The sequence below is a fragment of the Catenulispora pinisilvae genome (genome assembly GCF_015356865.1).
Classification (GTDB): Bacteria; Actinomycetota; Actinomycetes; order Streptomycetales; family Catenulisporaceae; genus Catenulispora; species Catenulispora pinisilvae.
This window is the reverse complement of record NZ_JAAFZA010000078.1, coordinates 1-25881: the sequence shown is the minus strand read 5'-3', so window position 1 is coordinate 25881 and position 25881 is coordinate 1. Positions and strand designations below refer to the sequence as shown.

The window sequence follows — 25881 nt, the reverse complement described above, 5'->3', positions numbered from 1 at the left end:
CAAAAGACCCAAACCCTCAATCACCCCTACCGCACGCAGCACCTAAAACAACGTCGGCATGTCGTAAAGCAGCGGCCGACGCCGCTCCGCCGTCCGCACCCCAACCATCCCGCCCGGGTCAGCGATCGCCGTATGCCGCCCAGCAAGCAGCCGTGTGTCCAGCAGCACCTGCGCACCGCCCTCGGCCGTCACGAACACGTGCTTGCCGATCACCGAGCGCACCTCGCCGCTCAGGCTTCCGCTGGCGTCCAGCGCCTCGACCTCGTGATATGTCGCCGGGGCGCCGTCGCCGAGTCCGAAGAAGTCCGTGTTGTCGACCAGCGGGCCGTCGGGGATGGCGTCAAGGGTGTGGTCGGCGAGTATCCGCAGAGCCTTGATGCGCGCCTGCGTCAGGGCGGAGCGGAGGCCGTCGCTCTCCGGTAGGCCCCACCAGGCCTCGACCTTCGCTCGGGACCGGTAGCGCTCCTTGGCCAGTCCTGAGGCCGACACCGTGAGTTCGGCGCGGCGGGCGGTTGGGAGAGTGCCGGTCGCGATCACCGTGTAGCCGATGGCGCCTTGTTCCAGCAGCCGGGCCACGCCACGGTGCACGCCGGTGATGCCCACCTTCAGCATTCCCGGCGCGAACCAGGCCAGGTAGAGCTGGTAGGCGCGGCCGTCGTCGGTGATCCGGTCGCGGGCGACGGCCAGGCCGTGGTCCCGGTTCTGGCACGCCGGGCACTGCGCTAGGGTCGCCGCGCCGCCGATCTCAGCGTCCTCGGCGCACGCGGTGCGGCCGGTGCCGGGCGCGGTCCAGCCGACGCAGCGGCGCCGGCCGGACCAGGACAGCGCGAGGCGCGTGCCCGGGGCCAGGGCTTTGAGACGCAGGTCGGCGCCCTCGACGGTGGTGAGCGCGGGTCTGTCCTCGAACCAGCTCAAGCCGGTGCACAAGCGGTCGGGCGCGGGGCTCGGCGCGGGGACTGAGACAGGGTTCGAAGTCGGTTCCACGCCTACCATTCTGAGTGCGGCGGGCCGTGTCGTCGCCACCTGATCCGCCGCGCCGCTGCCGACGCCGTCACACACCTCGCCATGGTTGGGAACTCTAGGGCAAGGCTCCGACAACCCCGGCCGGCTACTCCCCCGCGTCAGCTCCGGCTGATTCGGCCTCGGCCGCCTCGGCGCCGTCCGACTCACCGCGCGGCACCCGCAGTCCCTCCAACAGCACCTCAGCCATCAGCGTCGGGTTCCCGCCGGCCACGATGGCCTGGCCCATCCCGCACATCAGGGCGTCGAAGTCCTCCAGCCCCAGGTCGTCCCGGACGACGCCGGCCTCCTGCGCCCGCTTCACCATCGCCAGCTTCCGCACGTGCAGGTCCTGCCGGTAGTACACGCACTCGTCGAGCTGGTTGTCGGCCAGCACCTGCACCTGGAACGACTCGCGCAGCCCGAGGTCCTGGCCCATCATCGTCGCCATGTCGCGGATGAAGCGGCGCAGGGCGCCGGCCGGGTCGCAGTCCTGGATGGTCTGCTCGGCCTGGGTGATGGTGGTCTCCACCCGGACCTGGACCAGCTCGACGGTCAGCGCCTCCTTGGTCGGGAAGTGCCGGTAGACGGTGCCCACGCCCAGGCCGGCACGCTGCGCGACCTCGTCCATCTGCAATGCCATGCCGTCGCAGCGGAAGAGGTCGTCGGCCGCGGCGACGATCGCCTCTCGGTTGCGCCGGGCATCGGCGCGCAGGGGACGGCTCGTGGGCGGCGTCTGGGACAGGACCATGGTTGAACGTTACACCGCTTCGGAGGTAACCGGAAGCTGAACTCCGGTTCCACTTGACAACCGGAGGGAAGGTTCCGCTACTGTCTCAACCGTTAACCGGAACCGTAATTCACCTTCCGCTTTTAGGGGATGTCTCCATGTCAGCTGCTGCACCCACCGCAGCCGCGGCCCCACCCGGCAGCCGCACCGTCAACCGCGGAGCGGCGCTGGCGCTGCTCGCGGTGACCCAGTTCGTCCTGGTCCTGGACGCCGGCATCGTCGGCGTCGCGCTGCCGAGCCTGGTCAAGGGCCTGGGCTTCGCACAGGCCGACCTGTCCTGGGTCACCAACGCCTACACCCTGATGTTCGGCGGCTTCCTGCTCCTGGGCGGGCGCCTGGCCGACTACCTGGGCCGCCGCCGGATGTTCATGGGCGGCCTGATCCTGTTCGCCGTGGCCTCGCTGGCCGGCTCGCTGTCCCCGGACCCGGGCTTCCTGATCGGCGCCCGCGCGGTCCAGGGCTTCGCCGCCGCGGTGGTCTCCCCCGCCGCGCTGTCCCTGCTGCTGATCTCCTTCCCGGACAACACCACCGAGGAGAAGGCCGAGCGCAACAAGGCGCTGGGCGTCTGGGGCGCGGTGGCCGGGGCCGGCGGCGCCGTCGGCCTGATCCTGGGCGGCATGCTGACCGACTGGTTCGGCTGGCAGGCCTGCTTCTGGGTCAACGTCCCGATCGGCGTGGCCGCCGCGCTGCTCGCGCCGCGCATCCTGCCGGTGGGCGCGCCCTCCGGCGAGCGCTCCGGGTTCGACCTGGGCGGCGCCTTCACCGTCACCGCCGGTCTGGCCGGGATCGTGTTCGTGCTGGTCAACGCGCAGAAGGTGGGCTGGACCGCACCGGAGACGCTGGGCCTGGGCGCGGTGAGCGTGCTGCTGCTGGTGGCCTTCGTGGTGATCGAGTCCCGGACCAAGCAGCCGCTGGTGCCGCTGTCGATCTTCCGGCGGCCGGTGCTGCGCGGCGCCAACGTGGCCTCGATGCTCCAGGTCATGGGCCTGATGCCGGCGTTCTTCTTCATGACCCTGTACACCCAGCAGGTCCTGGGCTACTCGCCGCTGAAGTCGGGCCTGTCGCTGGTGCCGATCGCGGTGGCGATCATGGTGGCCGCCACCGCCGCCGGACAGCTGGTGGCCAAGGTCGGCATCAAGGCCACGACCGTGGTCGGCATGGTCCTGATGGCCGCCGGCCTGCTGTGGGTCAGCGGGATGCCGGCGAACGGGAGCTACGTCACCGACCTGCTCCTGCCGCAGATCGTGATCGGGCTGGGCGGCGGCATGGCCTGGGTCGCGCTGACCGTGGCCGGCACCGCCGGCGCCTCGGAGCAGGAGTCCGGTCTGGCCTCGGGCCTGCTGAACACCGCCCAGCAGATCGGCGGCGCGCTGGGGCTGGCGGTCCTGGCCGCGGTGGCCTCGGCCCGCACCTCGCACCTGCTCGGCACCGGCGACGGCCCGGCCCGGGCGCTGTCCGGCGGCTTCGGGACCGCGCTGCTGGTCGGCGCGGGGCTGGGCCTGCTGGCCGCGATCGCGACCATGTTCCTGCTGCCCGGCAAGAACGCGATGCCGGCCATCGACGAGCACGCGATCGAGCTCGCCGAGGAGACCGACCACATCGCGATCCTGCCGGTGCACGAGACGGTGTCGGCGAAGTAGCACGGCGACGGCGAAGTAGTACGGCGACGGCAAAGTAGTACGGCAGCGGCGAAGTAGCGCCGCCCGGACGGCCCGCGGGGCCCGGTGTCAGGGACGACCTGGCACCGGGCCTCGCGGGCCGTCTGCTGTTCGCCGTTCGCCGTTCGCCGACAGGCAGTAGTGGGTGGGCGCGGGTACGGTCGCATCATGTTCGCAAAAACCAAGGCCTTCAGCGGCTTTTCCGTGGACAGCGTCCCGGCCGCGAAGCAGTTCTACGGCGAGGTCCTGGGCGTCCCCGTCACCGAGGCCAACGGCATGCTGCAACTGCATGTCGGCGGCGACACCGAGATCCTGGTCTACCCCAAGGGCGCGGATCACACCCCGGCCACCTTCACCATCTTGAACTTCCCGGTCGACGACATCGAGGCCGCGGTCGCCAGCCTGAAGGAGCGCGGCATCGTCTTCGAGCAGCTGCCCGGGGTCGGCGCGGACGGGATCAACCGGGCCGGCGGCCCGCTGATCGCGTGGTTCAAGGACCCGGCGGGGAACTGGCTGTCGGTGCTCCAGGTCTGACCCCGGTAGCCGCGCCACCCCGGGGCGCCCTGGTACCCCGGCGCCCCCAACACCGTGACGGCGCGCGGACCGCCCCCCGAGGCCGTCCGCGCGCCGTCACCGTCCCTCAATGATCGACTACTTGCCGCCCGGAATCGCGAACCACCCCGCCACGGACGCGGCGAACATCATGTCGCCGCCGACCTTCAGCTTGCCCTTCAAGAACAGCTCGACGCCGCCGGCCCCGCCGGTGACCAGGCGCAGGAACGGCACCCCGTCGGCGGTGATGGTGGCCCGCGGGTGCTCGGTGAGCTCCTTGGACGTCGTGCACACCCCGTCCTTGATGGACGCCTGGTAGGTGTCCTTGCCGCCGTCCGGGCCGCCGGTGATCACGAAATGCACCGCGACGGTCTGGCCCTTGGCCTTGTCGGCCCGGAAGTGGTCGCCCATGCGGCGGAAGATCTCATCGAGCACCTGGCCGCGCAGCGCGCCGTCGGCCAGCACCGCGCGCAGCTCGGCGTCGGAGAGCTGGCCGACCATCCCGGCCAGCTGGTTCGGGTCGGAACCGGCCAGTTCGACGGGCAGTCCTGCGGTCCCGGAAGTCTCAGTCATCGCGGGTGGGTTCCCCTCTGGATCGTTACATCATTCTACGGTACGTTCAGTTGCGTCACAGTCTGATCCGGCAGCGCGGCGTCCGCAAGGGGGCAACGGCAATGAGCTTCAACCTGGAGGCGCTCGGCGTCTGGACCGAGCCGAAACGGTTCACCGTCGAGCGCGAGCGGATCGCCGCCTACGCCGCGGCGACCAACGACCCGATCGCCGAGCACCGCTCGGGCGAGCTGGCCCCGCCGGTCTTCGCGGTGGTCCCGGCCTTCGAGCCCGGTGCGGAGGCGGTGCTGGCGGTGGCCCCGCCGGAGCTGCTGATGATGCTGGTGCACGGCGAGCAGGACTTCTTCTACCACCGGCCGATCGTGCCGGGGATGGAGCTGGACACACGCTCGGCCCCGCTGGGCATCCGGCAGACCTCGGCCGGCGTCGTGGTCGCGGTGAAGTCCGAGACCCGCACCCCCGACGGCGAGCTGGTCAACGAGCAGTGGATGTCCACCTTCTTCCGCGGCGCGCAGGGCGAGACCACCACCGGCGAGCAGGCCCCGGGGCACGCGCTGCCGCAGGACCTGCGTGGCACCGAGCCGGTCGGCGAGGCGAAGCAGCACGTGGACTCCGACCAGACCGCCCGCTACGCCGAGCCCTCCGGCGACCACAACCCGATCCACCTGGACCCGGACTTCGCCAAGGCCGTGGGACTGCCGGGGATCATCAACCACGGCCTGTGCACGATGGCGTTCGCCTCACACGCCGTCCTCGGCCTGGCCGAAGCCGACCCTCGCAACCTGGAGCGGCTGGCCGTACGCTTCGCCCGGCCGGTGCTGCCCGGTCAGGACATCAGTACCCGGACATGGGGCGCCGGGGACGAGGGCGGGTCGTTCGTGTTCGAGACGTCGTCGGACACCGACGTGGTCGTGATCAAGGACGGCCTGGCGACGTTCCGCTCGGCCTGAGCAGCAGGATCTGACCCGCGCGGCCCGAGCAGCCCGGCCTGGGCAGCGCGGCCGAATCAGCACGGCCTAATCAGCACAGAGCACGCAGTTTTCCCACAAGAACAACAACCAGCCAAGGAGCGTAAATGGGAGTCCTGGACGGCAAGGTCGCGATCGTCACCGGATCGGCGCGCGGCATCGGGCGGGCCACCGCCGACCTGCTGGCCTCGCAGGGTGCCAGCGTCCTGATCAACGACCTGGACGCCGACGTCGCCGCCGAGACCGCGGCCGAGATCGCCAAGGCCCACGGCACCGACACCGCGGTCTTCGCCGGCGACCTCACCGCCGAGGGCGTCCCGGAAGCCCTGATCGCCAAGGCCGCCGACAGCTTCGGCAAGATCGACATCCTGGTCAACAACGCCGGCTACACCCTGGACAAGCCGATCCACACGATGACCGACGACTGGTTCCAGCGCATGCTGGACATCCACACCGTCGTCCCCTTCCGCACCATCCGCGCCGCCGCCCCCTACTTCCGCGACCCGGCGAAGAAGGAACGCGAGCAGGGCGTCGAGGTCTTCCGCAAGATCGTCAACATCTCCTCCGTCTCCGGCACCATGGGCAACGCCGGCCAGGCGAACTACTCCGCGGCGAAGTCGGCGGTAGTCGGCCTGACCAAGACCCTGGCCAAGGAATGGGGCCAGTTCAAGGTCAACGTCAACGCCGTCGCCTTCGGCCACATCGAAACCCGCCTCACAGCCGCCAAGACCGACGACAACACGATGACCATCGGCGGCGAAACCGTCCACCTGGGCATCCCCGAGGCGATGGTCGGCGCCACCAGCTTCCTGATCCCCCTGGGTCGCCCCGGCACGCCGGAGGAGGCCGCGGGCGGGGTGTTCTACCTGTGCTCGCCTTGGTCGAACTACGTTTCCGGGCAGGTACTGAATGTCACGGGTGGGCAGTGGCTCGGGATGACTTCCTGAGGACCTGAGTCAGCAACACACCGGGGCCGCCTTCGGGCGGCCCTTTGGATTCTGCCGAGATCCCATGGAACCGTGTCCGGCAAGGATGCGTCTCAGGGTAGTGACATATGCTTCGAACGCTCGGGCCGTCTTCGGCGTCGCCGTGCTGGCCGCGCTCACCGCGGCGCTGGCGGCTGGGTGCGCTAGTAAGCCTGCTGATTCCTCCGGCGCTGCCCCGGTCGGCAAGGGCTCCGTGACCACGGCGGGCGCGCCGCCCACGATGCACGGTAGCGCGCCGATTCCGGCCGCGACGGCGCCAGCGCCTAGCTCCGCTGGTTCCACCTGGATCTCGGGGCAGCCGCCTGGGCAGAACACGCTCGATGCCGCGATCCAGATCGTCGAGCCGATGCTGAAGCACGACTTCGCGAGCTCCTATGCCGGGCTCGAACTTCAGCAGCCGGCCGGGCCCGCGGACAAGACGCCGTATGCCCTGGTGATCTACCGGATTCCGGGCTCCGGGCTCGACGCCGCGGTCCGGCACGCGCTGCCGACGACGAACGTCGTGTTCAAGGACAGCGAGTACAACGCCGTCGATGCTCAGCAGGTGTGCGACAAGATCAGTGCGGACACCGCTTATTGGCAGTCCAAAGGGCTACGCATCAACGAGTACGGGCCCTGGCTCGATGGCCGGGCCGAGGTCGGCGTCGACGACCCGGGCAAGTGGGCGGCCGCGATCGCTGCGCGCTACGGCGCGGACCGGGTTGTGGTGAACAAAGTGGGGCCCATTGTTGCCGACTGACCCCCCATTCGCCGGCCGGCTGCGGACGCGAACACGTCGTGCCAGCGTATTGTCGGCAAGATAGTCGCCCACCGTTACCCGGCCCGTCGCGTCTGCGAAGCCGCTCGTTACGTGGGCCGAGATCACATCATCCGCATGAACAGTCCGCAGAGCAGTCCGTCCAGCACGTCCGCCCCCTCGGTCCCTGACATCCGCCGGACGCGCCGCCGCGTGGCGCTCTCCTCCGCGGCCGTCCTCGCGCTGGCGGTGCCGCTCGGAGTGTGCGGGACCTCGGCTCAGGCACAGGCTCAAACGGACGCCGGTGCCATTCGTCTCCTGGCTGACAGCTCCGCCTCCGGCCCCGGCCCTGCCTCCGGCTCCGCCTTCCTCGCGGGACTCGGGCTGGAGCAGTGGAACACGCAGAACGTCGCGCCCGGCGTGCGGGTCAGCACCGTGACGCTCCAGAACCAGGGTTCCGCCCCCTTCTGGACCGTCACCCTCGAACAGCCCGTCACCAGCAAGGTCACCCTCGGTCCGGCCCGGGCCGAGGTCGAGTCCGAGTCCTGGGCCCGGACGACCGCCGCGCAGCTCGCCGCCCACGGCTTCGCGGCGCGGGTGGAGGCGGTGCGGTGGCCCGGCTACTCGGACACGCCGCGCGGGCTGATGGGATACCGGGTGCGGGTCGGTGAGTTCCCGAGCAGCGGTGCCGCCGGCACCGAGCTGTCGGCGATCACCGCGGCCGGGTTCGCCGCCGTCACCGAGTGGACCGGCTACGACGCGCAGACTCCGGCGGACCGGGAGAACATCCACGTCGCGGTCATCGCCCGCGGGGCCTTCCGCGGCACCGTCGAGGCCACCCACGACGGGAACGTCGCCCAGCGCGCGACCACCTCCTCGGTGGCCGCCCAGCTCGGGTCGCTGGTCGGGGTCAACGGCGGGTTCTTCGTCACCTCGAACGCCGACGGGGTCCAGGGAACCCAGTCCGGGCTCGGCGCCTACGACGGACAGGTCCAGTCGCTCTCCTCCGGCGACCGGGCGGCGCTGGTCGTCAAGAACAATGGCAAGGGCGGCTACCAGATCGCCAACCTGACCAGCACCGCCACAGTCCGCTCCGGCGCCGCGACCTTCGCGGTCGAAGGCGTGAACCGGGTGCCCGGCACCGTCCGCGACTGCGGCCGTCCCGACGCCACCCCCACGACGCACCCCGAGCAGGACGTCGACTGCTACGAGACCAATGACCTGGTGCAGTTCACGCCCGAGTTCGCCGCGCCGCTGCCGACCGGCACCGGCACCCAGGCGGTCCTGGACGCCGCCGGCAAGGTGCTCTCGGTCGGCGCCCGCGGCGGCGCGGTCCCGGCCGGCGGCACCGTGCTCCAGGGCATCGGCACCGCCGCCGCCTGGCTGGACGCCCACGCGGTCGTCGGGCACCGGCTCACGGTCGACCAGCGGATCGTCGACAGTGCCACGGGCCGCACCGTGCATCTGGGCCCGAACGACAGCATCGTGAGCGCGGCCCCGCGCCTGCTCCGCGACGGCCGGATCGACATCGACGCCGCCGACGAGGGCGTCGTCGACCCGCGGGACCTGTCGTTCAACTACCAGTGGGCCAACGCCCGCCAGCCGCGGACGATCGCCGGTGTCGACGCCAGGGGCGATCTGATCCTGGTCACCGTCGACGGCCGCCTGACCGCCGGCAGCGAGGGCTTCACGCTCTATGAGGAAGCCGAGTTCATGCGCTCGCTCGGCGCCGTCCAGGCCCTCAACCTCGACGGCGGCGGCTCCACGGCCATGGCGGTCGACGGCCGGCTGGTGAACAACACCTCGGACGCCACCGGCGAGCGGCCCGTCGGCGACACGATCCAGGTGCTGCCATAGCCGCCGATCCAGGTGCTGCCATAGCCGCCGATCCAGGTGCCGCCGTAGCGATCACAACCCCGGTACAAACACCGGCCATGGCTGTCGGCGACTTCAGATAGGTTCCTGCCCAGCTGGTCAACAGACCCTGGGGAGGAACCAACATGGGGTGGATCTCCACCGCCGACCCGTCGTACGAGGTGGCCCTCGACGGCGGCAAGGTCGTGGCGCGGAACAGTGCGGGCAAGCTGCTTCGTTCGATACCCGCCAAGCTCAAGGACGACGCCGCCGTCGTCCAGCTGCGACAGCTCACCGAGTGGCTGGCGCAGCACGAGCGGGGCTGCCGGACCGAGATCGAGAAGTGGATGCTCCGGTCGTTGCCGGTGCCGGCCGCGCTGCTGGCCCGGGTGTGGCCGGACGAGGCGTGGCGGGCGGTGCTGACCGACCTGGTCGTCGCCGAGGTCGACGACGCCGGGCACTGGGACACCGCCGAAGTCGGTTTCCTGCGGGCCGCCGACGAGCGCGGGATCGGGGTCGTCACGCTGGACGGCGACACCCGCCGGCTGGCCGCCGAGCGCGTGGCGGTGCCGCATCCGGTGCTGCTGCCCGATCTCAGCGAGTTGCGCGAGTTCGCCGCCGAGTTGGACGTGACGCAGTCCTTCGACCAGCTGTTCCGGGAGACGTGGGAGCGGCCCGCCGAACTGCGGCCCGACGCCCGCGCGTATGACGCCTACGAGGGCGGACGCTACGAGCAGGTCCGGCATCTGACGGGGCGTGCCACGTCGCTGGGTTACCAGGTGCGCGGCGGCGAGGCCGTCTGCCGGGTCCTGGAGGACGGTCGGACCGTCGAGGCCCGGGTCTGGTGCGGCGAGGCGTATTACGAGGGCGAGACCGAGACCGGTTCGCTCAGTTTCACCGCGGACGGGACCTCCCTGCGGCTGCTTGATGTGGGGCCGATCGCCTGGTCCGAGGGCGTGCGGATGGCGGCGGCGCTCTACGCGGGCCGGGTCGTGAAGGACGCGGAGGAGACGAAGTGAGCACAGAGAGCACAGAGATGTCGAGCACTGCGACAACTGCGACCTCCACCGCCGCCACCGCCGAAGCGCTGCTGGACGCCGGCGCGGTGATCCCCTGGACCGGCAAGGAAGGCGACCAGCCCGGCGAGCGCGAAGACGTGCTCCAGACCCGCGCCTATCGCCACCCGGCGCTCCCCGACCGCACCGTCGTGCGCCTGGTGCCGCGCTCACTCGGCGAGGCCGAGGACCTGACGATGGAGTTCCTCGGCTTCGACCGGCCCGCCCCCGAGGCGGACGGCGTCGCTGAGGTCGGCGTGGTCCTGCGCAAGTCGCTCGGCTTCCCGGCCTGGGCGCTGGTGCACGACCCGGCGAACGGCCACCACGCGCTGGCCCTGGTCAAGGAGATCGAGAGCCTGGGCCGGCTGGCGCGCAACAAGCCCGGCTCGGCCAAGGACGGCTTCGACGCCCTCGGCAAGCGCCTGGCCGCCGCCGTGCCGCACTTCCTGCCCTCCTACTACGAGCAGGTCGGCCGGATGTTCCTGGCGGCCGAGAACAAGACCTATGCCGCGACCATGTTCACCAAGGCCCGCGACGCCGAGCGGGCCCACGGCCTGGCGGTCGACGAGGACGTGCTGGCCGAGTCGTTCCTGGAGTTCGCGCTCAACGGCGCGCTGCCGGCGAAGGCCGTCAGCGAGTACGCCCGGGCCCTGTCCGCCCGCACCGCCGCGCCGGAGGCGTTCCGGCGCTTCCGGCTGCTGGTCACCGAGCGGACCAGCGGCGGCCTGCCGCCGTACTCGGGGCTGGCCGCCGACATGAAGCGGCTGGCCAAGGCCGCCGGGCTGGACGTCGCCGCCGAGGAGCTGAGCCTGCTGCGCGACCTGCTGGACCAGCCGGCGCTGGCCCAGGCGGCGAAGCCGTTCTGGGTCTCCTACGCGCCCGCGCTGACCCGGCTGGCCCAGGCCGACCCGGCCGTGCGCGGGAAGCTGCTCGCGATGAACCCGGCCTTCCCCGGCGCTCCGAACACCGAGGCCGACACCTTCTGGCTGCGACTGCTCACCGACTGCGGGGCGATCGACTCGCTGATCGCGCCGAGCGAATCAGGACCCACCAAGGCAGGGCCGGCCGAATCAGCACCCGCCGAAGCAACGCTCACCGAAGCAGCACCCACCAAATCAGCACTGAGCAACTCAGTGCCCGCCGAAGCCCAGCCGGCCGACGGCGCCGCCGGCTGGCTCGGCCGCTTCGTCAAGAACCGCTCGCGCGGCTGGCGCTGGTACCGGGCCTCGACCCGGCTGCCCGAACTGCTCGACCTGGTGACCCGGATGGCTCCGCGGCTGCGCGCCGAGGGCCGGCCGCTGGCGGTCGTCGACCAGCGCCGCATCGACGTCGACCTGATCGATCTGTGCCTGGAGCTGGGCCTGCCGGTCACCGGCACCGGCACCGGCACCGGCAACCAGCCCTCCTGGCACTTCGACATCGGCGACTGGCTCGACGCCGCCGACACCCCCGACCAGCGCGACCTGTCCGCGTTCGCCGCCGACCCGGTCTTCGGCGCGGCCCTGGACCGGTCCATGGACCGGTTCGCCGCCGGCTCCTCGCCCACCGACGCCGCCGGAACCGGCCCCATCGCCGGCCGGTTCGCCGAGCTCCAGGCGGTGCCGGGCCTGCTGGTCGGAGTCCGGCGCTGGCTGGACCGGCGCGCCACGGAAGTCGGCGAAGAGGGCCTGCCCCCGTTGCACGACGCGCTGCACCAGATCCGCCGCGCACTCTCGGCCCGAGTCGCGGCGGTCAACCCCGAAGCGCTCCAGCGGGTCGCGGCCTTCGACGTCGCCCCACTGCTCGCCGAAGCTCTGCGCTTCGGGATCCTCGACGAGTACTCGTGGCCCGCGCTGGACGCGGCCTGCGTCAAGCTGACCGGCGACGGCTCCGGGCTCCCCTCGGCCCGTGGCGAAGCCTTCGAGATCTTCACACAGTGGCCGTACCTGGTGGTGAAGAAGGACACGCAGATCGCTGTCGTCGACGGCACCGGGACGGTCCTGGAACACACGGCGTCGATGCCGACCAGCACGCAGCTGTATAACTCCACCCTCCGATTCGCCGACGGCCAGCTGCTCCTGATGTGGTACAGCTACGGCAGCCCCGGCGGCGCCTACTGGTCCGGCAGCCCGCTGCGGAAGCTGGACCGGGCCACGTTCGGGGGCTATATCTACAGCCAGTTCTCCTCGATGGAGATACCCGGCCACGGCCGCTCGGCCGGCGAACGCCCGCTGCGGGCCGGCGACACCGAGCTGCACGAGTCGGCAGACGTCTTCTCGGACGGGACGACCTATTGGCGCCGGGGCCAGGGCGCTCATGACGACTGGCAGGAGTTCGATCCGGCCACCGGCACCGTCGGCCGCACCAGCATGCCGTCCTTCTTCGAGGACGCTCTGCCCTCCGGCCGCACCCTGCTGCGGCGCCTGTGCTGGATCCGCCCCACGGTGCCGGGCACCGAGAACTCTCCGATGGCGACCGCGAACGGCGTGCTCGGGTGGCGCGTCCATCAGGGCTCTGATGGAACGACCGTCGGCGAGGCCGTGGACGGCCGCTCGGTCCGCCTCACCCCGGCCGGCCACAACCAGTACCCCGTCGGCTTGGTCTCGTTCCCCGGCGCCGACGCTCCCAGAGCCCTGACGACGCCCGGACATCAGAGCCAGGCGCAGCTGACGCACCTCACCTTCACGGACACCTCCCGCACCACCACGTCCACCACGTCCACCACGTCCACCGGAGCCCGCCGGATCGCCGACCTCCAGATCGGACAGCGGGCTCCGAAATTCGCCAAGGGGACCTGGTGTGTCCCGCCGCTCAACTACTGGGACTACCTGGTCCCGAGGGACGAGGCCGGGTCCCGGTTCCTGCGGACCGTCGACGCCGAGCGAGCCAGGGCCCTGATGGACGCGGCGAAGCTGGCCCTGCACGACGCCACGAGCGAGAAGTCCACAACCGAGAGGTCCACCACCGAGGAGTCCACCACCAGGACCACCCTGGTCGCCGAGGCGGTCCAGGCCGCACTGCCCGACATCACGCATCCGAACCTGGTCCTGGGCATCGCCGGCTACGTCCTGGAGGCGATCGAGCGCGAGGCCGACATCACGCGGATCAGCGAGACGCTGGACGGCGACGCGCAAGATGAGGCCGGGGCCGAGGCCGTCGATCCGCGCCTGACCCGCCCGCAGTGGAACGACACGCTCCAGGACGTCACCACGGGCCTGGTCATCATCAGTTCCTCCGCCTACGGACAGGCCCCGCCGCCGCCCGGCGTCGCCCTGTCCTGGCTGGTCTCGGCGTTCCACGGCCGGGACATCAGCAAGCAATGGCGGAAGGGCGAGACGGTGCGGCAGGCCGTCGAGCTGCTGGCGGCGCTGCCGGGCCTGGCCTACCGGGCCGCCTCGCCGATGTCCGCCGAGCCGGTCCGCCGGACGCTGACCGAGTTGGTCCAGGCCGTCGCCGCTTCGGGCCTGCTGGAGCACGGCTCGGCGCTCCGGGGTGTCCGGGTGGTGCGGCTGGACGGCGACTTCGAGAAGAAGAGGGCCACCACCGGGAAGGTGTTGCGCACCGCCGACGGCTGCATCGTGTTCTGCGACACGGGCAGCGAATGGGACGGCCTGAAGCACACCACCTTCTGGCGCGGCGTCCAGCTCACCGGCGGCGACACGTTCGAGGCGGTGGCCGACGGCTGGGCGGTCTCCGGGCAGACGCCGGTCCCGCAGTGGCCGAAGGGGCTGCTGGAGCAGCTTGCCGGGCTGCTCGCGACCGGCCCGGTCACCTGGGACCCGGCGGCCGTGGAGCACCTGGCCGCGGCGACCGGCATGACCTCCGCCGAGGCATCGCTGGCCCTGGCCGGGCTCCCCGGCGTCATCACCTACGGAGCGGGGAAGCTGGACACCGAGACGCGCAACCGGCTCGGCCTCAAACCGGCGCAGGTGAAGGCCGCGCTCAACCGCTTCGACCGGTTCGCCACGGCGACCTCCGCCGAACTGCTGGGCGCGCTGGCCGGTCCCGGAGTCACGGGACTGTGGGAGCACGGGCCCGACATCGAGGCCGCCGCGGCCTGGTGGACCGCGAAGTTCGGCAAGCGGGTCGTGATCTCCGAGGAACTGCTCACCGAGGCGCACGCGGCGCTCAAACCGCGGTACACCTGGCAGGCCCAGCTGCCGGTCGCCGACATCCTGCAAGGGGTCGCCGGAATCGAGTCGTGGGAGCTGCTGCAAACCCCCGGCGCGCCCGGCACACCCGGCATGCCCTCCGGACTGGACGCGCTCGCCACCTCCGACATCGTCCGGGCCCTGCTGTGGCTGGCCTACCGGCTGCCCTACGGCGATCCGCTGCGCGGTGCGCTCCCGGGCGCCACTGAGCTGCTGCGGACCCGGTTGCGCGACCCGGCGACCCGGCTGACCGGCGGCTACTTCCAGGGCGCGGCGAAGATCGAGGCCGCGCTCGGGATGAAGGCGGTCCCGGACCCGGAAGCCAAGGACGGGCTCAAGATCGGCCCGTTCCGGGCGTCGAAGGGCCGCGAGGGCTGGCTCAACACCCTGCTGGTGCCCGGGGAACTGAGCGGCCCCGACGATCCGGCGCTGGAACTGGTGCTGGCCGCCGGGTCCGGGGCCGACGCGGTCCCGGTGATCCGGACGCTGCTCGGCGAAGCGCTCGACGCCTTGATGGTGGTTCCCGAGGTTGCGGAGCCCTATCCGGCGCAGGATCCGACCCGGTCGGTGCCGCATCTGGTGACCGAGGCGGCAGCTCACCTGAAGCTGTCGCAGGATGCTGCCACCCTGTATTTGATGGTGCTGGCGCTGCCGGATCCGACCGACCGCAACACCGCCGCCTGGACCGGCTGGAAGCCGGCCCGGCTGAAGGCCGCGCGCGCCGAGCTCGGCGCGTCGCCGCTGGTGGTGACCGGTTCGCGGCCCCGGGCCGGGCGGACTCTGTTCCTGCCCGGCGGCTGGCTGGCGCTCAAGACCCCGGTCCTGCCGGTGGAGGCCTGGAAGTCCCGGTGGCTCGGCATCGACGCCCAGGGACTGCCGGCGCTGAACGTGACCCTGCCCCGGCTGCCGGTCCCGGAGCTGTACGCGGCCGCCTGGCAGCGGGTGCTGGACGGCGACCCGCCGCGGCTCGAAGAGTTGACGACCGGCCGGAGGCGTTGAGGGATATGGGGAACCGGAACACAGCGATGGATGAGAGCGGTATGGACGCTGAGCACGAGTTGGGCGCTGAGCACGGTATGGATGCCGAACACGGTATCGATGCCGAGCACGGCGTCGCCAGGCAGATCGAGCCGGCGGAAGCGGTCCACGCCGCCGAGCTGCGCTTCCTGGCCGCGTACGACACCGGTCCGCGCCCGCCGGGCTGGCGGCTGACGCCGCGCGCCGTCGTGCTGTTCGTCTGCGGCAGCCAGGGCGTGGTGCTGGAGCTGCCCGAGGGCTCGGCGGCGCCGGGCGACGCGTCGAGCGCGGCGGCGGGCTCGGACCCGGTGCGGAAGATGGAGATCTCCGGCAAGTTCGTCGGCGACCGCGACCTGATCGAGCGCTGCGTCGTCACCCTGGCCGGGGAGCGCGGGCTGATGCTGGTCGGCGAGCCGGGCACGGCCAAGTCGATGCTCAGTGAACTGCTCGCGGCGGCGGTCAGCGGGGACAGCACCCGGGTGGTCCAGGGCACCGCCGGGACCACCGAGGACCACCTGCGCTACGGCTGGAACTACGCGCTGTTGCTGGCCAAGGGCCCGACCGGCGAGGCCCTGGTGCCCTCGCCGGTGATGGCGGCGATGCGCGGCGGCGCGGTGGCCCGGATCGAGGAGGTCACGCGCTGCCTGCCGGAGGTCCAGGACGCGCTGGTGTCGATCCTGTCCGACCGGCGGATCGCGGTGCCGGAGCTCTCGGGCTCCTCCGACGGCGCCGTCTACGCCGCGCCGGGCTTCACCGTCATCGCGACCGCGAACCTGCGGGACCGCGGCGTGTCGGAGATGTCGGCGGCCCTGAAGCGCCGGTTCAACTTCGAGACCATCGGCCCGATCGCCGACCCGGACGCCGAGGTCGGGCTGGTCCGCCGGCAGGCGCACAGCGCGCTGGCCAAGGCGGTGACCGGGCAGGCCGCCTTCGGCGTGGACGACGCGGTGCTCGGCGTCTTGGTGACGGCCTTCAGGGACCTGCGATCGGGCCGCTCGGCCGAGGGCTGGGAGATCGAACGGCCCTCGACGGTGATGTCCACCGCCGAGGCGGTCGCGGTGGCGACGTCGCTGGCGCTGGCCGCGGCGTACTTCCCGGGCGACCGGGACGTGCTCTCGCTGGTGCCGGGGCACCTGCTCGGCGTCGTGCGCAAGGACGACCCGGCGGACGCCGACCGGCTGCTCGGGTACTGGGACTCGGCGGTGCGGCGGCGGGCCCAGGACGGCGCCCGGACCTGGCAGCGGATGTGGGAACTGCGCGATGTCCTCAAGGGCTGAGACTGCTTCGGGGACGCAGGTGTCGTCGAGCACTGAGGCTTCCTCTGGGGCGCAGGCGTATTCGAGCACTGAGGCTTCCTCGATCGCCGAGCCGTCCTCGAAGGCTGAGACGCCCGCGGTCTCGGTGACCGCCGAGACCGCGGGCCCCGACGAGGCGGTCGACGCCCTGGCCGGGTCCCGGGATCCGTACCTGATCGGCGTCCGGCACCACTCCCCCGCCATCGCTTCGGCGATCGGCACGATGCTCGACGCGGCGGCCCCGCGGGTGCTGCTCATCGAGCTGCCGACCGAGGCGGCGGCGTGGCTGCCGTGGCTGGCCGACCCGGCGACCCGGGCCCCGGTCGCACTGGCCGGGAAGCAGGACTCCGGCCTGGCGTTCTACCCGTTCGCGGACTTCTCCCCGGAGCTGGCCGCGATCCGGTGGGCGGCGCGCGCCGGCGTCGAGGTCGTGCCGTTCGACCTGCCGCTGGCCGACGAAGGGTGGTCCGCCGTCGGGACCGGCGGCCGGACCGGGACGCCCACCCTGGCCGGGGCGATGAAGGCGGCGGCGAGCGGCCGTCCCGACGACGACCTGTGGGACCGGCTGGTCGAGGCCCGGGCGCCGGGCAACAGCGCCGAGCGGATCCGGCGCGCGGCGCTGGCGATCGGCTGGAGCTTCCGCCACGACGCGGCGCGCGCCGGGGCCATTGAGGTACGGGACCTGCGGCGCGAGCAGTGGATGCGGGACTGCCTGGCCGCGCACGCCGGGCGGCGGGTCGCCGTGGTGGCGGGATCGTTCCACATCCCGGCCCTGACCGGCACCGCGGCGACGACATCCCAGGCCGCTGAGAAGGTGCGCCAGGCCCTGGCGTCCGTCACGACCTCGGCGATGTCCCTGGTCCCCTACGCGTTCCCGCTCCTGGACGAGCGCTCCGGCTACCCCTCGGGCATCCGCGACCCGGCCTGGCAGCAGGCGGTCTTCGAGGCCGGCGGGGACGCCGACGCCGTCGAGGCCGCCCTGGCCGCGAAGACCGTCGCGGTCTGCCGGCACCTGCGCGCCGCCGGGCATCCGGCGGGTCCGGCCGAGGCGGCGCAGGTGGTCCGGCTGGCCGTCGACCTCGCCCGGCTGCGCGGCCTGCCCGCGCCGGCCCGCGGCGAGCTCGTCGAATCGCTGCAATCGGTGCTGGCCCAGGGCGAGACCCTGGGCCGGGGCCGGATGGTCGCCGCCGCGATGTCCGCCGTGCTCGTCGGGCAGGGCCGCGGCCGGGTCGCGCCGTCGGCTCCCCGGTCCGGGCTCCGGCCGGCGGTCGTGGAGTTACTCAAGGAACTCAGGCTGCCCGGGCCGGACGAGACCGCCAAGGACCTGCGCGACCTCCGCCTGGACCCGCTGCGCTCGCCGCTGGACCGGCGCCGCGAGATCACCCTTCGCAGGCTGCTGACCTGCGACGTCGGCTACGCCGAGCCGGCCGACGTCGGCACCCCCGACGGCGCCCCGGCCCTGACCCGGCGCTGGCGGGCGTCGTGGTCGCCGACCGTCGAGGCGAACCTGGACCTGCTGACGATCCACGGGGTGACGCTCGACCAGGCCACCGAGGGCCGGCTGCGTCAGGTGCTGCGCGGCCAGAGCGAGGCCGGGGGCCCGACCCCCGGCGAGACCGTCGCCGGACTCACCGCGGCCGCCGAGTGCGGGCTCCCGGCGCTCACCGGCGAGCGGCTGCGCGCGGTGGCCGGGGAGCTGATCCCGTCCGCGTCGCTGCCGGAACTGCTCGCCGCCGCCGACACTGTCGACGCGATCCAGTCCGGCCACATAGCCGGAATCGACCCGGCGGACCTAGCCAACGCACCCGACCTGCCGGAGCTGTCAGCCGCGCTCGACACCGCCGCGGTCGGCCGGCTGGACGGCATGCGCGGCAGCGACGACGCCGGCGAGGCGCGCACGATCGCCGCGCTGGCGATGCGTGCCTGGCGGGTCGGCGGGGAACTGCGCCTGGACGCGGCCCTGCGCACGCTGGAAACCGAAGGCTCGCCCCTGATCTCCGGCGCCGCGGCCGGTGCCAGGGCCCTGATCGGCACGCTGCCGGGCGAGCGGCTGGGCCAGCGTGCGGCGGGCTGGCTGGACGCCGCGGTCGACGCCGAATCGCGCACGGCGATCCGCCGTCGGCTCGTCGGGCTGCTGACGGCCGCTGAACCGCTGGTCGGCTCGGACCCGGAAATCCTCGGCGCGCTGGCGGACCGGATCGAGTCCCTGCCGGACGAGGACTTCCTGTCCCGGCTTCCCGCACTGCGCGGGGGCTTCGCCGCGGTCTCACCGGCTGCCCGCGACCGGCTGCTGGCGGCCGTCGAGCAGCGGATCGGGCAGGCGGTGCGGGATTGGAGCGCGGCACAAGCCAGCCCGGAAGCGCTGCTCGCCGCTACGCTCGCCGATCGGGCTGGACAGGCGGCGCTCGCGGCTGCGGGGATAGTCATAGCCGATCCCGGACCAGCCCCGGCGGGAGCATCGCAGGCCGCTGATCCGGCGCCGACCACGTCAATCACGTCTGCCATGCCGCCGAGCCCCGCCCCCGCATCAGCCCTCTCCGCACCAACCCGCTGGCGCCTGCTCCTGGGTCGCGACCGGCAAGCCCTGCCGCCCTCCTGCCTCCGCTACGCCACCGCCCTCGACGAGCTCTACGGCCAGAACCAAGGCGAAGGCGCGGCCCACGGCCACGACGCGCCGGGCGGCGCCGGCGCCGGAAACGAGCGCCCCTACCCCTCGGTCCGCGAGTGGTCGGAGGATCTGGCCGACCTGTTCGGGGTCAGCGTCCGGGAAGAAGTCCTCGGCCAAGCGGCCGCGGCCGGGCGGCTGGACGCCGTCGCCGAGCTCGACCCGGCCACCGTGCGGCCCTCGGTCGAGTTGCTGCGCCAGGTCCTGAGTCTGGCCGGCGGGCTGCCGGAGAGCGCCGTGGCGCGGTTGCGGCCGCTGGTCAAACGGATCGTCGAGCAGCTGGCCGCCGAGCTGGCACACCGGCTGCGCCCGGCGCTGACCGGGCTGACCTCGCCGCTGCCGACGAACCGGCCGTCCGGGGCGCTGGACCTGCCCCGGACGATCCGCGCCAACCTGGCCACGGCCCGGCGCGCGCCGGACGCGACGGTGACGCTGCTGCCCGAGCGGCCCGTCTTCCACACCCGCGCGCGCCGGCAGAGCGACTGGCGGATCATCCTCGTGGTCGACGTGTCGGGATCCATGGAGTCCTCGGTGATCTGGTCGGCGCTGACCGCGTCCGTCTTCGCCGCGCTGCCCGCGCTGACGACGCACTTCCTCGCGTTCTCCACTGAGGTCGTGGACCTCACCGACCGGGCCGCGGACCCGCTGTCGCTGCTGATGGAGGTCCGGGTCGGCGGCGGCACGCACATCGCGACCGGGTTGGCGGCGGCGCGCCCGCTGGTCACGGTCCCGACCCGGACCATGGTGGTCCTGATCAGCGACTTCGAGGACGGGGCCCCGCTGGGCACCCTGCTGGCCGAGGTCCGGGCGCTGGCCGAGGCCGGCTGCACGCTGCTGGGCTGCGCCAGCCTGGACGACGACGGCCGCCCCCGCTACAGCACCGGCACAGCCGGGGCACTGGTCTCGGCCGGCATGCCGGTGGCCGCGCTGAGCCCGACGGAACTGGCCGCGTGGGTCGGAGAACAGGTGCGGTCGCGATGAACGAGCAGGATCTGCCCCCGGTCGCCGCTCCCGTGCTGGCCGACGCCGTCGACGCCCTGTCGCCCCGGCTGCGCAAGCGGCTGGACGCCACGGTCGCCAAGGCCGCGGCCTGGGAGGCCAGCGCGGATCAGGCCACGAACACGGTCACGGTGACAGTGGACGAGGACACCCGCGTCGTGCTGACCGTCCGCGACGGCGCGGTCCGGATCGCGGAGGACGCCGTGTGCTCGTGTCTGCTCGCTCCGGCCTGCCTGCATCGCGCCGCGGTGCTCGGGCTGGCACCGGTGTCAGAACCGCTGGAGGACCCGGGTCCGAGCCTCGTCGAAGGTTCCGAAAGTCCCGGGAACCCCGCGAATCTCGCAAATCCCGCGATTCCCGAGAGCCCCTCAGCTGAAGAAGCACCGGACGAACCCGCGGCGCTGAGCTCGGACCAACAAGCCGCCGTCGAAGCCCTGCGTGCCGCCGCGGCCGAGCTCATCGACACCGGCCTGGTCGGCGCGGGCCTGGCGACCGAGGCCACGCTGCGCCGCGCGGTCCACACCGCCCGGGCGGCCGGACTCCACCTCCCGGCCGCGATCGGCAACCGGGTGGCGGCCCAGCTGCGCGGATATCGCGGCCGGGCCCAGGACCACAGCCTGCCCGCCTACGCCGACGAACTCCGCACCCTGATGGCCGCGCTGCACACACTATCCACGAGCACTGATCCGGTCACTCTGGAAGCCCTACGCGGCACCGCCCGCAGACGGCACGAGAAGCAGGGCGGTCTGCGGCTGGTCGGAGTGTTCAGCGAGCCGGTGATCGCCGGCTCGGGAATGGCCGGCGTCGTGACCTGCGTGGTCGACACCGATGGCGTCGCGTGGTCCGTCCCGGCCGTGACACCGGGCGGCCCGGCGCAGGTCGAGAACGCCTACGACGGTCCGGTCGGCCTCGGCGGCGCGGCGCTGAGCCATCGGGAACTGGTCCGCGACGGCGTGATCATCAGCGGTGCCGCCGCCTCGGCGGACGGCAGCCTGAGCCACGGGGCGGGGGTGCGCGCGGTGCGGGCGTCCGGCGCGTCGTGGTGGGACGGGCCGGTCGACGCCCGTTTCACGGAGCCGATCGGCGAGCAGTTGGAACGCGTCCTCACCGGCCGCGTCGGGCAGCCCGCAGCGGCACGGGCCGCTGCATCGGGCGTCGGCCTCGCACCCGGCGTCGGCCTGGCGCCCCGCATCGGCGACGATCTGCTGTTCGTGACGGCGACCATCCTCGGCAGCGACACCGACGCCACGGCCACGGCCACCGGGCCCGGGACCAAGCCCGGCGACGTCCCGGTCCGCCTCGGCGACCGGTTCGCCGTCCTGCGCAGCGTCTCCGACCACAAGGCCCTCGCCTACGCGGACAATCTCCGGATCCTGAGTCAGGCGACCGGCCTGCGGATCCGTATGATCGCCCGCCTGGACCCGGAACGGCCCGGCGTCATCTCACCGATCGCCGTGTCCCCGGACCCGGACCCGGACCCGGCGCAGAGCATCTTGCGTCTGCCAGAGGCCTGGCAGGGACGCGCCTGTCTGGGCCTGGACCGCCTACACAGCTCGATGATCACCCCCGGCGACGCCACCCCCGACCAGGCCGCGGAACTCCCGCCGCGCCCGACCGACACAACGGCGGCCATCCCGCTGCATCACCTCCGAACAGCTGTCGAGCGGACCGCCGCCGGCGGCCGCCGCGCCGCCCGCCTGGCCTCGGTCCACGACGACGCCCGGCGGCTCGCCGCGGCCGGCATGCCGCACGCGGCGGCCGTCCTGACCCACCTCGCGACGACAGCGGCGGCCCCGGACCGGGACGCCTACGGCCGCGCCGTCCCCGAGACCGTCGGCGTCTTCGCCCAGGCCTGGCTCGGCGCCGCCCTGTTCGCGTCCGCGGCCGCGGCACATCTGGCCGTCACGGCGTGGGGGTGCCGGGAGGAGTAGCTCTCAGCAAGACGCCGCGCCCGCCGGTGAAGATCGGCGGGCGCGGCGTCTTGCGGCTCTACTTCTACTTCACTGCTGTTCTTCTACTTCACTACTGCTACTGAACTGTGTAGTGATACGGGAAAGCAGCGAGCTCGTCACCGGTCGGCGACGGCCCGTTGTTGCTCAGCGCCGACGAGTCGTCCACATACACGACGCCCGAAACCGCCGTCCCCGGGACCTGGCTCGGAGTCACCGTCAGCGTCAACGTGGCCTGCCCGCCGGGCTGCACGATCACCGGAGTGAAGGCCGCGCTCGGGTTCACCCCGGCCTGCCACAGGTCACCGGTGCCCGAGACCGCGTCGGCGTTGAAGGCCTGGCTCACGGCCGTCATGGACAGCGTCGCGGTGGAGTTCGCCGTCCCGGTCGTGCCGCCGAAGGCCCCGCTCGGCTGCGGAATCAGATCCCAGTCGCCCTGCGTCACGCTCTCCCCGGCCTGCGGAGGCTGGTAGCTGGCGAACGCATTGTTGCCGGCGGCCGTGGAACCGACGTCCGGATCGCCGTTGAACGGTGAGCTGTCGAACTGGATCGGCGCGGTCGACACGGCCGCCATCGAGAGCTGGCTGGTCTGCGTCGGCACGATCCACTGCGGCGCGGGCGTGGTGCCCGCCAACGGCAGCGTCAGGTTCGCCGTGGGCGTCGCCGACGTCAGCGGCATGGTGACGTACTGGTCCAGCCGCGGGTCCAGGAAGTAGGACTCGGTGCCCCGCGAGGTGTTGTGGATGGTGAAGCTCATGGTCACCGGCTTGCCGTGGGCGATCACCCCACCCTGCGGGACGCCGGTCGCGGTGGCGCCGAGCCCGTGGAAGTCGACCTCCCCGGTGAAGGGGGTGTCCAGGGCGTCGCCGCTGACCGGGTTGGTGAAGGTGACGATGATCGTCCACTGACCGGCCTGCGGTTTCAGCACGCTGAGTTGCGCGCCCGGGCTCGCGACGGTCGTGTGAGTGCTCCCGCTCCCTTCAGGGGTCAGGTTCGACGCCCGGGCCGGGTTCTGCCCGTCGGGCGAGACCAGGTAGACGTAGTACGGGTCGGTCCGGTGGTCGGCCAGCGCGGTACGGACGTCCAGCGCCGGCTTGCCGGCCGGGACGTTCACGGCGAAGAACTCGCTCTGCGCCGGGACCTGGCCCCGGCCGTTGCCACCCTGGATGTCGGAGGCGAAGACGCCCCCGCCGTTGTTCACGGCGACCTCGGAGCGCAGCGTCATCGGGATCGAGCTGCGGCCGGACTGCGGCGAGCTGACAGTGAGCGAAGCGCTCAGGTCACCGGCGCTCGCCGGAGTCTTCGCGCTCACGGCGATGTTCGTGCTCTGACCCGGGTGCAGCGTCACCGTGGACGGGCTCACCTGTCCGAAGGGCACGAACCGGGCCACCGCGGCGTTGAAGAGGACCTTCCCGGTATACCCGGAGGCGCCGGCGAAGTCGGATATGATTGCCGTCCAGGTGCCGGGCACCGGGTTGTGCACGTCGACATGACCGTGGTTGCCGTTGCCGTTCGGCAGGCTGTTGGCGGTGAGCTTGCCGCTCGGGTCGAGCAGCACCAGGTTCACCGCGGCCTGCCCGGTGCCCGGCCAGGCTATGTTCGAGTCCAGCCGGTCCTGGCCCGGCGGGACCTGGAAGGTCACCTTGAGGTAGTTGTTCGTGGCTCCGGACTGATCCACGTAGGTGGAGCCGCCGTTCGCCAGCTGCACGGTGCGGTTCGCGACGTCGACGCTCGGGCTGAGCGTGCGGCCGCCGAGGCTGACCGTCTGGGTGCTGCTACCGGTGTTCGTCAGGCTGGTGCTGAAGTGCTGCACGCTACCGGGCGTGGCGGTGGCGTCGAACTGGTCGGCGCTCAAGACCAGGGTGTTGCCGGTGGCCTGGCCCGCGCCGTCCGGCGTACGCACCGACTTGGCCGCCTCGACCGCGCGGTAGGCGTCCACGAGCCCGGATCCCTGCTCGGACCCGACCACGTCGAGGTCGTCCGCGGTGCTCTCGATCAGCTGGTCCACCAGCGCCGGGGTCGGGCTGGCCCCGGCGTGGCCGGCGCGGTAGGCCTGGATGACGAGCGCGGCGACGCCCGCCACGAGCGGACCGGCCTCGCTGGTCCCGCCCTCCTGCAACACCGGGCTCGGCTTGCCGAGGGTGTTCGTACAGTCCGGCGCGACAGTCTTGTCCGCGGTGCAGATCATCCAGTCCAGGTCGCCGGGCGCCACAACCGAGATGCTGCGGCCCTGCTCGGTGGCACCGCCGGAAGACAGGGAGCTGATGTTGTCGCTGACGTAGCCGGTGGCACCGATGTTGTCGTAGCCGACGGTGTCGGACTGGGCATAGGAGCGGAAGGTGGTGGACGCCCCCACCGCGATGATGCCGGGCTGCGAGGCGGGCGACCAGATCGTGTTCTGGTCCCCGGCGTCGTAGGAGGGCACTGTGATGGTGACGCCGGCCGCCATCGCCGCCGCATTGGCGGCCTTGATCAGATCGGCGCTGGTGTCCGGCATCGGGAAGCTGCCGGCCTCCTCGTTCAGGACATTGACGTGGTCGACGCTGACGGCGTGGTCGATGGCCTCCAGGAACGCCGAGGTGGTGGTGTAGTCGTTCTCGCCGTAGACCTTGTAGGCGTCCAGCGTCACGCCCGGGGCAACGCCCTCCAGGCGGATGAGGCAGGGCTTGCCGAGCGCCGAGGCCGTGTAGTCCTGCAGGTTGTACACATGGTCGCCCTGCGCGGCGATCATGCCGTCGTCGAGCAGCGACTCGATCTCGTTGCCGCCGTTGACATCCCCGCCCTCGCCGGTGAAGTCCTGGTAGTCGGAGATGACGTGCGACCCGTCGGGCCGGATCATGTCCGGGGTGTTGACGTCCATCTCGGCAGCGATGTCGCCGACGGTGACCCCGGCCCCGGTGAAGCCGAGCGAGCGCGCGGTCTTCGCCCCGGGCACGTCGGAGTCCGCCTTGACGGCCTCGGTCGCCTCCGGGTTCAGCTGCACGCCGCCGTTCGCCGCACAGGTGCCTTGCGGGAGGGTCGCGGCCGCGGTGCCGGCACCGGTCCCGGCTCCGCTGCCGGATGCCGTCGCGGTCAGCCCGCCCTTAGCCCCGGACGGCAACCCCGGCAGCGCCAACCCGCTCCGCACCTTGATCGCGGAGTCCGGAACGACCTCGGCGACGGCCGGGTCGCTACGCAGCGCCTGCTCCTCAGCGGGCGAAACGGTGGCGCTCAGGGCATTGATGACGCTGAGCGGCCGAACGTTCCGCCCACCGGCGGACTTGAGTGATCTGAGCAACGGAGCCTGCGCCGAGGCGATCGCCGCCTGCTTGACGCCGGGCGAGGCGGCGGTGTCCGGCAGGTTCGCGTACTGGTTCGCCATGACCACGATCACCGGCTGGTCCCCGGTGGCGGCCGACACTGTGGCGGACGACGCGGCGGCGGCCGACGCGGCCCCGAACGCGAACGCGCTACTCGTGGGTATCGCCGTCAGAATGAGGGCCGCCGCGCACACGGAGGTCACCGCGGCGCGTCGGCGCCGGCGTTGGAGTGGCATCTACTCTCCGATTCGGTGTAAGGGCACTGCGGGTCGCGGTGCCCGGCCACCGATTCTCGCTCCCGATCAGCGATCGCGCTAGGGACTGTTGTTTGGGGTTCGGGTCCTTATGGGGGGCTGGGG

The 25881-nt window shown here is 72.3% G+C and carries 15 protein-coding genes; 11 read left to right on the top strand and 4 right to left on the bottom strand.

Features of this window, described 5'->3' with window-relative positions; all coding sequences use genetic code 11:
- Window positions 1–42 precede the first annotated feature (42 nt).
- Window positions 43–984 carry a DUF2797 domain-containing protein gene (locus IZR01_RS21815; RefSeq protein ID WP_194924930.1) on the bottom strand — a complete coding sequence of 314 codons (942 nt, stop codon included), beginning with the start codon at window positions 982–984 and terminating at the stop codon, window positions 43–45.
- A gap of 124 nt (window positions 985–1108) precedes the next feature.
- Complete coding sequence (locus tag IZR01_RS21810; RefSeq protein ID WP_194924929.1) at window positions 1109–1750, bottom strand: TetR/AcrR family transcriptional regulator; 642 nt, start codon at window positions 1748–1750, stop codon at window positions 1109–1111.
- Between the two features lie 137 nt (window positions 1751–1887).
- On the opposite strand from IZR01_RS21810, the gene IZR01_RS21805 reads away from it, so the two are divergent.
- Window positions 1888–3429, top strand: coding sequence for an MFS transporter (locus IZR01_RS21805; protein WP_194895201.1), 1542 nt, complete (start codon window positions 1888–1890; stop codon window positions 3427–3429).
- A 186-nt stretch (window positions 3430–3615) separates the two neighbouring features.
- The gene (locus tag IZR01_RS21800) at window positions 3616–3981 is read left to right on the top strand and encodes a VOC family protein (protein ID WP_194895200.1); all 366 of its coding nucleotides are present in this window, start codon (window positions 3616–3618) and stop codon (window positions 3979–3981) included.
- A 117-nt stretch (window positions 3982–4098) separates the two neighbouring features.
- Here IZR01_RS21800 and IZR01_RS21795 read toward each other — a convergent pair whose 3' ends face one another.
- Complete coding sequence (locus tag IZR01_RS21795; RefSeq protein WP_194895199.1) at window positions 4099–4572, bottom strand: SCP2 sterol-binding domain-containing protein; 474 nt, start codon at window positions 4570–4572, stop codon at window positions 4099–4101.
- Window positions 4573–4673: 101 nt separating this feature from the next.
- Here IZR01_RS21795 and IZR01_RS21790 point away from each other — a divergent pair, with 101 nt between their 5' ends.
- The 9 genes from IZR01_RS21790 to IZR01_RS21750 all read left to right on the top strand — a co-directional run bounded on the left by IZR01_RS21790 (window position 4674) and on the right by IZR01_RS21750 (window position 22205).
- Entirely contained in the window at window positions 4674–5519 is an 846-nt protein-coding gene (locus IZR01_RS21790; RefSeq protein ID WP_194895198.1) for a MaoC/PaaZ C-terminal domain-containing protein, read from the top strand.
- Between the two features lie 125 nt (window positions 5520–5644).
- A complete protein-coding gene (locus IZR01_RS21785) occupies window positions 5645–6484 on the top strand; it encodes an SDR family NAD(P)-dependent oxidoreductase (protein WP_194924928.1) in 840 nt (279 codons plus the stop codon).
- A gap of 100 nt (window positions 6485–6584) precedes the next feature.
- The gene (locus IZR01_RS21780; RefSeq protein ID WP_194924927.1) at window positions 6585–7262 is read left to right on the top strand and encodes a hypothetical protein; all 678 of its coding nucleotides are present in this window, start codon (window positions 6585–6587) and stop codon (window positions 7260–7262) included.
- Window positions 7263–7397: 135 nt separating this feature from the next.
- The gene (locus tag IZR01_RS21775; RefSeq protein WP_194924926.1) at window positions 7398–9116 is read left to right on the top strand and encodes a phosphodiester glycosidase family protein; all 1719 of its coding nucleotides are present in this window, start codon (window positions 7398–7400) and stop codon (window positions 9114–9116) included.
- Window positions 9117–9259: 143 nt separating this feature from the next.
- The gene (locus tag IZR01_RS21770; protein ID WP_194924925.1) at window positions 9260–10132 is read left to right on the top strand and encodes a DUF4132 domain-containing protein; all 873 of its coding nucleotides are present in this window, start codon (window positions 9260–9262) and stop codon (window positions 10130–10132) included.
- On the top strand, window positions 10129–15297 hold the full coding sequence (locus IZR01_RS21765; RefSeq protein WP_194924924.1) for a hypothetical protein: 5169 nt from the start codon (window positions 10129–10131) through the stop codon (window positions 15295–15297). The genes IZR01_RS21770 and IZR01_RS21765 overlap by 4 nt, the downstream gene beginning before the upstream one ends.
- A 77-nt stretch (window positions 15298–15374) precedes the next feature.
- Window positions 15375–16592 (top strand): ATP-binding protein, encoded by a 1218-nt coding sequence (locus IZR01_RS21760; protein WP_194924937.1) that lies wholly within the window; start codon window positions 15375–15377, stop codon window positions 16590–16592.
- Window positions 16576–20256 (top strand): DUF5682 family protein, encoded by a 3681-nt coding sequence (locus IZR01_RS21755; protein WP_194924923.1) that lies wholly within the window; start codon window positions 16576–16578, stop codon window positions 20254–20256. Before IZR01_RS21760 ends, IZR01_RS21755 begins: the two co-directional genes overlap by 17 nt.
- Window positions 20253–22205, top strand: a complete 1953-nt coding sequence (locus IZR01_RS21750; RefSeq protein ID WP_194924922.1) for a hypothetical protein — start codon at window positions 20253–20255, stop codon at window positions 22203–22205. Before IZR01_RS21755 ends, IZR01_RS21750 begins: the two co-directional genes overlap by 4 nt.
- A 97-nt stretch (window positions 22206–22302) precedes the next feature.
- Here IZR01_RS21750 and IZR01_RS21745 read toward each other — a convergent pair whose 3' ends face one another.
- The gene (locus IZR01_RS21745) at window positions 22303–25758 is read right to left on the bottom strand and encodes a hypothetical protein (RefSeq protein ID WP_194924921.1); all 3456 of its coding nucleotides are present in this window, start codon (window positions 25756–25758) and stop codon (window positions 22303–22305) included.
- Window positions 25759–25881: the final 123 nt, after the last annotated feature.